Raw genomic sequence first — 11,044 nt, forward strand, 5'->3', positions numbered from 1 at the left:
TCGTGAGTTCACCATCCGCGGAATGTGTCGCGCAGCTGAAGGCGGTGCTCCCGCACCGGGTTCATCTGCCGGACACCGACGACTACCACACCGCACTGGGCAGAGTGTTCTTTCCCGACGCCGCGCGACGCCGCCCGTCCTGCGTCGTCGAACCGGAGTCCGTGGAGGAAGTCTCCTCCGTCATGCGGGTCGTGCACCGGACGGGCGGCACCGTCACCGTCCGCGGCGGCGGGCTGAGTTCCAACTGCGTCGCCGACGACGCCGTCATGCTCGACCTGTCGGCGCAGATGAACACGGCGCGGCCCGAGGACGATCGAGTGGTCGTCGCCGGCGGCGCCACCGTGGGAACCATGCTGAACGCCCTCGCCCACACCGGCCGGGTGGTGCCGGTGGGAATCGTCGGACATGCGGGTTTCGGACTCGTCACCCGCGGCGGCGTCGGCTACCTCACCCGCAGTCTCGGTCTGACCGTCGATCAACTGCTCGAGGTCGAACTCGTGCTGCCCTCCGGCGAAGTCGTCCACCTGTCCGATGCCAGTACCGGCGACGAGGCCGACCTGTGGTGGGCGGTCCGGGGTTGCGCACCGTGCTTCGGAGTCGTCACGTCGGCGGTGCTGCGCACCCATCCGCAGGGTCCGGTGTGGGTCGATCGGATGGTGCTCGGACTCGAAGCGCTCGCCACCTATTTCCGTGTCGCACCGACGCTTCCGCGTGACACGACGATGGGCGCGGTACTCGGTTACAGCGCACTGTCCGCCGACGAACCCGTCCTGTTCGTGTACACCGCGTGCGCGAGCGGGGACGCATCCGACATCGACCGCGCCCGGGCCGCCGCCACCTCGGTCGCCGCCGTGTCGGGCAGCGTGCTGTACCGGTCCGAGACGACGGGCACCTACCTCGCCGGGCTACCCGAATTCGCGCCACCCGGAGCCGACGGCGAAGAACCCGAACCGATCCGGCTTCCCCAACCGGGTGACCACCGGGCGTCGTTCTTCGGGAAGGCCGTCTTCACCGGACCGACCCTCGATTCCCACCTGGCGGAAGCCTTGGCCACGCAGATCCGCGGGGCGCCGACGCGGGAATGTCGAATCGACTTCCAGCACACCGGCGGTGCACTCGCCGACGTGGGCGACAAGGACACCGCCTTCTGGGGTCGCGGCGGCGAATGGAACATCCCCCTCAACGCGATCTGGTCCGACCCCTACGACGGCGCCGCCTGCCTGTCCTGGGCGGGCGGCACCCTCGACGCACTCGCACCCCACACCACCGGCGTCTACAGCGTCGAAGTCCGGCCCGGATTCCCCGAGACCGGCGCAGAGATCGACGCGGCCTACGGCGGAAACCTCCGGCGCCTCCGAGAACTACGGCAGCGGCACGATCCGATGGGGGTGCTGACGCACTACCCGCTCTAAGAGTCGCAGATGTCACACGCAATCGTCGATGGCAGCCCGGCCGGCGAAACGTGCTGCAAGGAAGTCGATCGCACCCGGCGCGCCGGAGATCAGTGTGGTGTTGTCACTCGGCACATGCGGGCTCAGTCCACTCGGCCCGAACTGGAGGGCAGCGCGGATGCCGTCGAGAACCGCGTAGCCGGCCTGTGGTCCGGCGAGGAATTCGGATTCCGGTCCTTCGTAGTCGGCGGTGACGACCGCCCAACCACGGGATAGCAGATACGCGACCATCAACGACTCTGATGCGGCGTTCGACGTCGCGGCTCCGAGCCCCGCAGTGAGCGCGTAGGACGGTGCGCACCGAGATCCGAGACTGCCTTCCGCGGTCTGATGCGAGACGAGGGGACGGGGGCCTCGCCCGTCCATGGTGTTCTCGGGACAAGGACCGTGGCGACGCCCGCCACCGGTTCTCGGTGGGAGTCGAGCGACTTGTACAGCAGCTGCCAGGAATCGACCGGGATCGGCACCCTCCGTCCCGTCACCGCCGCGACCAGAAGGCGCAACCACCGCCGAATGGGCACGAAAACATGCTACCGTGCGAATGGTACGACCGAAAGGACTTTGTGTGGACGCCGTCGTGTTGCGAGAATTCGGGGAGCCGGATGTCTTGAAGGTGGAGTCGATTTCCGACCCCGTGGCGAGCTCGGGCTGGGTCACCGTTCGTCTGAAGGCGGCCGCGCTCAACTGGCACGACGTCCTCGTCCGGCAGGGCAAGTATTCGTCACCGCTGCCGCACGTACTCGGCGCCGACGGTGCAGGTATTCGCACCGACACGGGCGAGGAGGTTCTCGTCCTCCCGTCGCTGTGGTGGGGAGATCGCGACGCCGCGCCGAGCGCACAATGGGAGATCCTCGGCGATCACCAGCGAGGCACCTATGCCGAGTTGGTACGCGTTCCCGCAGACTGCGTCGCCCCCAAACCACGCGGACTCAGCTGGGAGCAGGCCGCCGCACTGCCCCTCGTCGGACTCACCACCTACCGCGCCCTGTTCACGCGCGGCCGCCTCCGCGCCGGCGAGAACGTGCTCGTCCTGGGTGCAGGCGGCGGCGTCGCGACCATGGCCGTCATGCTGGCTTCCGCAGTAGGAGCGAACGTCACCGTCACGTCCTCCACGGCGGCCAAGATCGCGCAGGCACAGGAACTCGGCGCCGCGAACGGCGTGCTCTACACCGACCCCGAATGGCCGGACGAGGCTCGCCGGCTCACCCCGGGCGGGCAGGGATTCGACCTCGTCCTGGATGCGGTGGGGACGTGGGAGCAGTCCATCGCCGCACTGCGGCCGGGTGGCCGCCTGGTCGTGCTGGGCGCGTCGCGCAGCGAGCTCGCCACCCTCGACGTCCGACCTTTCTACTTCGGTCAGTACGAACTGATCGGGACCACGATGGGCAGTCCCGGGGACTTCGCGGGGCTACTGACACTACTGGACACCGAATCCGTCCCGCCCGTACCCATCAGCGCGGCATTCCCCCTCGCCGAAGCGGCCGCCGCACACAAGCATCTCGAACAGGGAAGCGGGTTCGGGAAGGTCGTTCTCTCGCACGGCTGACCGCGGTTCTATGATCTACCTCGACGCGGTTCGGTGACGACGAGAGGACGCCCAGTGGCGAGTGAGCTCCCGACGCCGGCCGACGACGAGCGCCACGACGTGGTCGACTGGATGCGAGCCGAATGGTCCCAGCGGCGCGATTCGGCCGATCTGGAGTTCGGAACCACGATGGCGTTGCTCCGCACGCACCAGTGGATCGTGCGCGCCATGGACCAGGAACTGCGTTCACTTCGACTGTCGCGCAACGCCTATCTCATTCTCACGTCGCTGCAACTGTCGAAGCAGCGCACTCGCACGCTCGGCAAGTTGAGCAAGTACCTCATGGTCCACCCCACCACCGTGTCGATGGCGGTCGACCAACTCGTCAAGGCGGGCCTCGTCGAACGCAAAGCCCACGCGACGGATCGCCGCACCGTTCTCGCAACCCTCACCCCGGCCGGCCTGGAGGTGGTCGAGGATGCGAACGATCGCCTCGCCGCAGTGCGCTTCGGCCTTGCGCCCGTCGACACCGACACCCTGGAAGCGTTGATCGAACAACTGCAACAGGTACGTCGCGCCGTCGGTGACGTCGAAACCGGGGACTGAGAACCGCCGGAGACCCTCTCGCGGTTGAGGTGCCGGACCCGGGCGCCGCATCTCCCAAGTAGACATCTACCCGGCACATCTCTTGCCTCATTAGCTTTGACGCCCTACTATTCAAACCTAGAATAGTTCTCACGGGACGAGGAACGGGCCGTCCGGCTTCTCACTGCACGACAACGCACCCTCGCCGTGATCCCCCAGCCGAGTCACGCACAGGAGCACACTCCGATGGTTTCATTCGCATTCACCGACGAACACGAAGAGTTCCGAAAGACGCTGGCCGCGTTCAGCAACCGCGTTCTACTTCCCGGCTACCGCGACCGAGCCGCGTCAACGGACTTCCCTTTCGACATTCTGAAGAGGATCGGCGACCTCGGATTGCTGGGCATCGGCCTGCCCGAACAGTACGGCGGCACGGGCACCGAAGACCCCGTCCTCCTCGGAATCGCCACCGAGACCCTCGCCTACGGCGACGTGAACATGGCATCGGCCCCCGTCCAGATCGGGTTGGTCGCCTCTCAACTGGCGCTGTGCCGGGACGAGATCCAGGAGCGCTACCTCCCTCCCCTCATATGCGGGGAGCAGACCATCGCCATCGCGTTGACCGAACCGGGCTCGGGCTCCGATGCGAGTGCACTGACCACCACCGCAACGGCAGTAGAGGGCGGATGGCGCCTCAACGGCGAGAAGACGGCCATCTCCTGGGCGATGAATGCCACTGCGGCACTTGTCTACGCGCGAGAGCCCGGATCCAGCCGTGCCCGGGGTGTCAGTTGCTTCGTCGTACCGCTCGACGCGGACGGGGTCAGCGTCAGCCACATGCCCGGCATGGGCTGCCTGCCCTTGGGCTGGGGAAGCATTCACCTGTCCGACGTCTTCGTTCCCGAGTCGCATCTCGTCGGCGAACTCGGCAAGGGCTTTCACTCGGTCATGGACCACTTCGACTTCAGCCGAGCCGCGCTCGGGCTGATGTGCCTCGGCGCTGCGAAACAGAGCCTGGAGGAAGCCGCCGCGTACGCGCAGCAACGGGAGACGTTCGGGCAGCCGCTGTCCGAGCACCAGGGACTCGCGTTCCAATTCTCGGAGCACGCAACCTATCTGGAAGGTGCTCGCTGGATCTGCTACCGGGCGCTGTGGCTCCGGGAAACCGCCCAGCCGCACACCGCTCTGGCGTCGATGAGCAAGTGGTGGCCTCCCGTCGTGGCCAAGAACGCGATCGAGTTCGCCATGCGCGTACACGGAAACCTCGGGTACTCGACCGAATCTCCTCTGCAACAACGCTACCGCGACGTCACCGCGTACCTCGTCGCGGACGGCACAGCCGAGATCCAGAAACGCATCATCGCGAAGGACATCTTCGCCCGCGGCACCGTATCTCTCTGACCCCCACCACCCTGAAGGAGCTCACCATGGGAACGCATGAAATCTCGCCGCCGAAAGAGCTGCAGCACAGCAGCGGGCTGATCGTCGGTGGCACGGCCGGGATCGGACTCGCGACCGCCGTCGGCCTCGCTCAGGCCGGCGCACCGCGCATCATGGTCGTCGGGCGCGGCACGGAACGCGGACAGGCTGCTGTCGAACGCATCTCGTCCGTCAACTCGGCGTGTGAGGTGTCCTTCCTTTCCGCCGACGCGACCACCGCCGACGGCGCCGCCCATATCGCGTCCGAAGCCGAGCGGATTCTGGGCGGCGTGGACATCCTGGTATCCACGACAGCCGCCGACGTCCGGCCGGAACTGTTCGCGAACATTCCTACCGACGACATCGCGCGCATCTTCAACCAACTCGCGCTCCCGTGCATGTATCTCGCGAGCGAGATCGTCCCGCACATGACGGCGAGGAAGGGCGGAGTGATCATCAATCTCGCCTCGGATGCGGGCAAGACCGCTACGCCGGGCGAATCCGTGATCGGGGCCGCGAAGGCGGCGATCGTCATGTTCACCCGCACGCTGGCCATCGAAGCCAAGCGCAGCGGAATCCGCGTGAACGTCCTGACGCCGTCGCTGGTCAACGGCACCGCGTCGACCGAACGCATCACCTCCGACGGGTTCAGCGCCAAACTGTTCGCCAAGGCGGCACAGCAGGCCCACCTCGGCGTACCCGAATCCGAGGACCTCGCTGCGCTCGCCGTCTTCCTCGCGTCCCCCGCCGCCCGCCGGCTGACCGGACAGGCGATCAGCGTCAACGGGGGAATCTCGGCGGCCTGAGAACTGCCTCCGAATCGGGGGCGAAACCCCTCGTCTGGGTGACGCATGGGTGCCGTTCATACATGAGACTCGAGTCACAGCATGAACGGACACCGCGCGACAGCGCCGGTACGTCCCGGCGCTGTTCAGCCCACACCAGAGAGAAGGTTGATCATGACGACGGTCGAATCCGCCGACACCGCCACAATTCCCGATGAGATAGCACGGCAGATCGTTCTCGCCGAGGGACACACGGACGACGCGAAGCTGTACGAGGCCTACCGATGGTTGCGCGAGAACCGGCCGCTCGGGCAGGCACGCGTAGAGGGGTACGACCCTCTCTGGCTGGTCAGTAAGCACGCCGATCTGATGGAGATCGAGCGGCAGCCACAGATCTTCAGCGCAGGCGGCGGCGAGGACAAGGGCTCGCACAACCCCATTCTCGCCAACCAGGCCGGAGACGAGTTCACGAAGAAACTCACCGGCGGAAGTCTGCGCATCCTGGACGCGTTGCCCTACCTCGATCCCCCGGAGCACTCCACCGTCAAGGATGTCGCGTTCGACTGGTTCCGGCCGGCCAACCTCAAGAAGTGGGAGGCCCGCATCCGCGAGACGGCGAAGGAATCCGTCGATCGGCTCGTGTCCGGTAGCCAGGACCTCGACGCCGTACAGGAATTCGCGGTGTTCTTCCCGCTGCATGTCATCATGTCGTTGTTCGGTGTGCCGGTCGAAGACGAGCCGCGCATGATGGCACTGACACAGGACCTGTTCGGGGTCGCCGACCCGGATGCGACACGCGAGGACATCGAGAGTCTGTCTCCCGATGCCGCCGCACAGCAGTGGGCAGCGGCGATCTCCGACTTCTACGCCTACTTCGATGTTCTCGTCGAAAGCAGGCGAGCAGAACCACGCGACGATCTGGCGACTCTCATCGCGGTCGCGAAGGATGCCGACGGCGAGTACTTCCCCAAGACGTTCGCCTACGGGTGGTTCGTCGCCATCGCCACCGCCGGCCACGACACCACGGCGAGCACCCTTGCGGGTTGCCTGCAGCAGTTGGCCGCGCGTCCCGACATCCTCGAACAGGTGCAGGGAGACCTCGATCTGGTTCCCCACCTGGTGAACGAAGCGTTGAGGATCGTGTCTCCGGTGAAACAGTTCACCCGAGTCGCACTCACCGATTACGAACTCCGTGGGAGTTCGATCAAGGCCGGCGACCGACTGATGCTGCTGTTCCAGTCCGGTAACCGCGATGCCGACGTGTTCGACAACCCGGACACCTTCGACATCGACCGGCGTCCGAACAAGCAGATCGCGTTCGGCTACGGACCGCACATGTGCATCGGCCAGCATCTCGCCAAGCTCGAAATGAAGGTCATGCTCGAGGAACTGCTGCCCAAGCTTCGCCGCGTCGAGGTGACCGGCGAGCCCAAGATGATCCAGACCAACTTCGTCGGCGGATTGCGGCACCTCCCCGTCCACCTGACGTTCGCCTGACCAGGTGGTGCGCCGAGACAAGATGACACTCGGCGCACCACCTTCGAGTGAGAAAGTGCCCCCAGTACATGACGAAAGTTACCTATCACCTGCCGGACGGGTCGACGGAGCACGTCGATGTCGAACCCGGTGAAACGCTCATGAACGCAGCGCTCCGCAACAACCTCCCCGGCATCGTCGCCGAATGCGGCGGCAGTTGCGCCTGTGCTACGTGCCACGTCCACCTCCCGAAGCAGTACACCCGCTTCTTCGCCGAACCGACGGACGAGGAGACGGATCTGATCGCCTATCTGGACGCCGCGGACGACGACTCTCGCCTGTCCTGCCAACTCGTCGTCGCCGACAGCGAGGCCGAGATCCACGTTCGCGTCGCAGACAGCAGGTGACGTCGTGACCACGCAGATGCGCGGAAATACCGCAATGAATGCCCGCCACGCCTTCTACGTCGTCGCCGGGATCGCGGCGCTACTCCTGACCTGGCCATTCGCGTTCGACTGGATCGGCGACGGCGGAAACATCCTCAACCCGGTCGAATTCTTCGGAGACGGTATCGAGCCGGGCGGCACCGCCGCCTTCCTGAGCATCGACATGCTGATCGCCTGGACGGTCTTCATCGTCTGGGTGCTCACGGACACCGCACGGATCGGCCTGGGCCGGAAGTGGGGCGTGGTCTTCGTACTCTTGTCCTACATCGGCGTCTCCATGGCCTTCCCGTTCTATCTCGTTGCACGAGAGCGCTTCCTGTCGCGCGTGCCCAGCGGTCGACCGGACGCGAAGACACCGGAGGACCCGGCGTCCCGTGTCGGGCGCGGCTAGCAACCGACCGAGGCCCCTCCGTCGAGCGCTGCTCGGCGTGGGGGCTTTGTCCCGTTCGGCCTTCTACGACACCACTCGCCGCGCCTTCATGCCCTCGAAGACCGGTGCGATCCGAACGACGTCACCTGTCGTCGGCGCATGCACCATCTGACCGTTTCCCAGATGGATCGCCACGTGGCCGGGCCCTCCCGAGCCCCAGTTGCCGAACAGCAGATCGCCCGGCCTCGCGTCTTCCAGCGGCACCTCGACGCCGACGTTCCACTGGGTCTCCGACGTGCGCGGGAGGATGAATCCGGCGGTCGCGTCGTACACCGCATAGGACGTCAGACCCGAACAGTCGAATCCTCCGGAGGACGGGCCCTTCACGCTGCCGCCACCCCACACGTACGGCAAGCCGAGATACCGAATCGCCGCCTGTACGATGCGACCACCGACACTCCCCGAATCACTGCGCAGGAGTTGCAGAACCGACGCGAACCGCTCCTCCGACTCACGAATCTTCGCGACGTACGGCCGCGTCTGGTTCTCGTAGTCGTCGGTCCCTCGGGGCATTCCCCCGAATTGGCGTACCGCTCCTATCCCCGCGTTGTATCCGGCGAGAGTCAGGTCAAGGGTGTCGCCGGACACGAGACCCTCCGCCTTCCATTCACCGATCTGGCTGTACATGTCGCACAGCAGGTTCCCGGACGCCATCACCGAGTCAGCGACTCCGAGAACGTCCGTCTTTCCGTCGCCGTCGGCGTCCTTGCCGTATCGCGCCCAGGTGGCCGGCATGAACTGTCCGGGCCCACGTGCACCCGCCGGCGACGCCGGCGAGGTGGCACCGTACCGAAATCCGTTCTCGACGGAATACAGCGCTGCGAGAACGGGCGCGGTGATTCCCTCGCAGATTCCACCCGCCTTCGTGAACCAGGGGACGAACACGGCGATCGAGCCGATCGGCATCGGACCGGCTGCGTTGTTGCCGGTGACAACACGCTCCGTATTCGAAACAGATTCCGCCACAGTGCCACCTGCAGTATCCGACTCTTCCGCAGACCACACCTCTTCGGGCTCGCTGGGGACCACCGGTGGAGGCTCGTCGATTCCGGGATCAGCAGCAGGGGCCGCGATTACGGGTGGTGGCAGAAACGGCGCCACCGCGCTTTGGGCCCGCTCGGCAGCCGTGTCGAGTGTCTGCCGAGCGGGCTCGCGGGAATTTTCGGGCAGCAGCTCGATGTAGTCGTCGATTGTCACGTCGACGGCTTTCGCCTGATCCGCCACCGCGTAAATCTGCTGCATCGCGAAATCTTCTGCTGCATCGGGCATATCGGCGCCCTGGACGATGCCGCCGATTGCGGCGGCGACCCCCATGATGAGCGACGAAGGATCAACAGACACTGGTTCCTCCTGAGATGGGACATCGATCGAGTTGATCTCGGAATGTGACTCAAGTCTCTCTTCATGCGTACACACGACGCGTCACACCAGGGGGTGTTTTCGGTACTTCGTCGGGGGCATCGGGTTCCCGCGGCGCGCAGACTGCCGACCCTGCGTCGACTCCGCCGCACGAGCCTTGACTCCGTGTGGAGAAGTTTCACAGGAGGACTGGCCCCCTGGGCTGCCGTAGTCCCATCGGGGGTAAATGGGGGGAGATTGGAGCGAACTTGCCGCTCATCCCTGTTTTCAGAGCTTGTGATCTACCTAACATTGCACCTACGCAAGTGATGCCCGTCCTCGGGCGAACACCTGAAATGAGGAGCAGTCGTGCAGATCACCGCCGCCGTAGTCCACGAAGTCGCGGGCGACTTCGCCATCGAGACCGTGTCTCTGAGCGAACCCACGGAACACGAAGTCCTCGTCGAGATCGCCGGCGTCGGTCTCTGCCACACCGATCTGGCCGTCAAGGAGGGCCATCTGCCGTTCCCCCTTCCGGGCGTCGTCGGCCACGAAGGCAGCGGCACAGTCGTGAAAGTCGGAGCGGGGGTGACCAAGGTCGCCGAGGGCGACAAGGTGGCCATCAGCTTCAACAGTTGTGGCCAGTGCGCCCACTGCCAGAAGGGCGAGCCCGCGTACTGCCACAATTTCATGGCGTTCAACTTCGGTGGTGTGCGCCCGGACGGCAGTTCTGCACTCACCGCGGGGGACGCCTCGCTCGGCGGCAACTTCTTCGGCCAGTCCTCCCTCGCGACACATGCCATCGCTCATGAACGCAATGTCGTGAAGGTCGCGGACGATGCCCCTCTCGAACTCGTCGGTCCGCTCGGCTGCGGAATCCAGACCGGCGCAGGCGCGGTGTTGAACTCTCTCGACGTCGCTCCGGGATCGTCACTGGTCGTCGTCGGGGCGGGTTCGGTCGGCCTGGCGGCTGTGCTTGCTGCCGTGGTCCGTGAGGTCGGCGTGATCATCGTCGTCGAACCTCACGAGTCGCGGCGCGAGCTCGCGCTGTCTCTCGGAGCTACCCACGTGGTCGATCCGGCGAATGGCGCACTTTCCGAGCAGATCCGGGCAATCGTCCCCGAGGGCGCCGACTATGCCATCGACACGACAGCCCTACTTCCCGTGCTGGACCAGATCCTGCAGTCACTGGGCGTCCGGGGTTCCCTCGGCCTCATCGGGGTCCCCGCCGACCCGACCGCCACACTCCCGATCGGCATGATGTCGACGCAGCTCTTCGGTCACACGATTCGCGGGATCGTCGAGGGTGATTCCGATCCCGACACGTTCATTCCTCACCTTCTGGATCTCCACCGTCAGGGCAAGTTCCCGTTCGACAAGTTGATCACGACGATGCCGTTCTCTCAGATCAACGAGGCTGTGGCCGTGCAGCATCGAGGCGAGGCGGTGAAGGTCGTCCTCGTCCACGAGTGATGGCCAACCCTGTTTTGCCCGTCGGATGCTCCGGAAACAGTGAGAAAGGCCGTTCGATGTCTGTAGATCTGAAAACTCGCCCGCCGAGAGCGAGTGCTGTCCGGAAGGCCGTCCAG

At 65.5% G+C, this 11,044-nt stretch carries 11 protein-coding genes; 9 read left to right on the plus strand and 2 right to left on the minus strand.

Translation table 11 applies throughout. The annotated features are described in order from the left end of the window. Nucleotides 1-2: 2 nt before the first annotated feature. Nucleotides 3-1,412, plus strand: coding sequence for an FAD-binding protein (locus tag ACFTZB_RS19545; RefSeq protein ID WP_378433604.1), 1,410 nt, complete (start codon nt 3-5; stop codon nt 1,410-1,412). A gap of 12 nt (nt 1,413-1,424) precedes the next feature. On the opposite strand, the gene ACFTZB_RS19550 is transcribed toward ACFTZB_RS19545, so the two are convergent. Beyond that, nucleotides 1,425-1,817, minus strand: a complete 393-nt coding sequence (locus tag ACFTZB_RS19550; protein WP_378433605.1) for a lipase family protein — start codon at nt 1,815-1,817, stop codon at nt 1,425-1,427. A gap of 199 nt (nt 1,818-2,016) precedes the next feature. Here ACFTZB_RS19550 and ACFTZB_RS19555 point away from each other — a divergent pair, with 199 nt between their 5' ends. The 7 genes from ACFTZB_RS19555 (at nt 2,017) to ACFTZB_RS19585 (ending at nt 8,078) form a co-directional block, all read left to right on the plus strand. Then, nucleotides 2,017-2,997: a zinc-binding alcohol dehydrogenase family protein gene (locus tag ACFTZB_RS19555; RefSeq protein WP_378433606.1), complete on the plus strand. Its 981-nt coding sequence runs from the start codon at nt 2,017-2,019 to the stop codon at nt 2,995-2,997. A 54-nt stretch (nt 2,998-3,051) separates the two neighbouring features. Beyond that, entirely contained in the window at nt 3,052-3,582 is a 531-nt protein-coding gene (locus tag ACFTZB_RS19560; protein WP_378433607.1) for a MarR family winged helix-turn-helix transcriptional regulator, read from the plus strand. A gap of 225 nt (nt 3,583-3,807) precedes the next feature. Beyond that, nucleotides 3,808-4,962 (plus strand): acyl-CoA dehydrogenase family protein, encoded by a 1,155-nt coding sequence (locus tag ACFTZB_RS19565; protein WP_378433608.1) that lies wholly within the window; start codon nt 3,808-3,810, stop codon nt 4,960-4,962. 26 nt (nt 4,963-4,988) lie between these two features. Beyond that, a complete protein-coding gene (locus ACFTZB_RS19570; RefSeq protein ID WP_378433609.1) occupies nt 4,989-5,786 on the plus strand; it encodes an SDR family NAD(P)-dependent oxidoreductase in 798 nt (265 codons plus the stop codon). Nucleotides 5,787-5,939: 153 nt separating this feature from the next. Continuing rightward, nucleotides 5,940-7,262 (plus strand): cytochrome P450, encoded by a 1,323-nt coding sequence (locus ACFTZB_RS19575; protein WP_124391678.1) that lies wholly within the window; start codon nt 5,940-5,942, stop codon nt 7,260-7,262. Between the two features lie 68 nt (nt 7,263-7,330). Next, nucleotides 7,331-7,648 (plus strand): 2Fe-2S iron-sulfur cluster-binding protein, encoded by a 318-nt coding sequence (locus ACFTZB_RS19580; protein WP_095862197.1) that lies wholly within the window; start codon nt 7,331-7,333, stop codon nt 7,646-7,648. A 4-nt stretch (nt 7,649-7,652) separates the two neighbouring features. Next, nucleotides 7,653-8,078 (plus strand): DUF2834 domain-containing protein, encoded by a 426-nt coding sequence (locus ACFTZB_RS19585; protein ID WP_225858076.1) that lies wholly within the window; start codon nt 7,653-7,655, stop codon nt 8,076-8,078. Nucleotides 8,079-8,141: 63 nt separating this feature from the next. On the opposite strand, the gene ACFTZB_RS19590 is transcribed toward ACFTZB_RS19585, so the two are convergent. Further along, nucleotides 8,142-9,458: an NlpC/P60 family protein gene (locus ACFTZB_RS19590; RefSeq protein ID WP_378433610.1), complete on the minus strand. Its 1,317-nt coding sequence runs from the start codon at nt 9,456-9,458 to the stop codon at nt 8,142-8,144. A gap of 366 nt (nt 9,459-9,824) precedes the next feature. On the opposite strand from ACFTZB_RS19590, the gene ACFTZB_RS19595 reads away from it, so the two are divergent. Beyond that, a complete protein-coding gene (locus ACFTZB_RS19595) occupies nt 9,825-10,928 on the plus strand; it encodes an NAD(P)-dependent alcohol dehydrogenase (protein WP_378433611.1) in 1,104 nt (367 codons plus the stop codon). The last annotated feature ends 116 nt before the right edge of the window (nt 10,929-11,044 follow it).

It is taken from the genome of Rhodococcus sp. NPDC057014, assembly GCF_042673295.1.
In the GTDB taxonomy this organism is placed as follows: Bacteria; Actinomycetota; Actinomycetes; order Mycobacteriales; family Mycobacteriaceae; genus Rhodococcus_F.

Excerpts from the sequence above, each read along its gene's own strand:
- ACFTZB_RS19550 (WP_378433605.1), bottom strand. The coding sequence starts at position 1,817 with ATGGACGGGCGAGGCCCCCGTCCCCTCGTCTCGCATCAGACCGCGGAA.
- ACFTZB_RS19565 (WP_378433608.1), top strand. The coding sequence starts at position 3,808 with ATGGTTTCATTCGCATTCACCGACGAACACGAAGAGTTCCGAAAGACG.
- ACFTZB_RS19570 (WP_378433609.1), top strand. The coding sequence starts at position 4,989 with ATGGGAACGCATGAAATCTCGCCGCCGAAAGAGCTGCAGCACAGCAGC.
- ACFTZB_RS19575 (WP_124391678.1), top strand. The coding sequence starts at position 5,940 with ATGACGACGGTCGAATCCGCCGACACCGCCACAATTCCCGATGAGATA.
- ACFTZB_RS19580 (WP_095862197.1), top strand. The coding sequence starts at position 7,331 with ATGACGAAAGTTACCTATCACCTGCCGGACGGGTCGACGGAGCACGTC.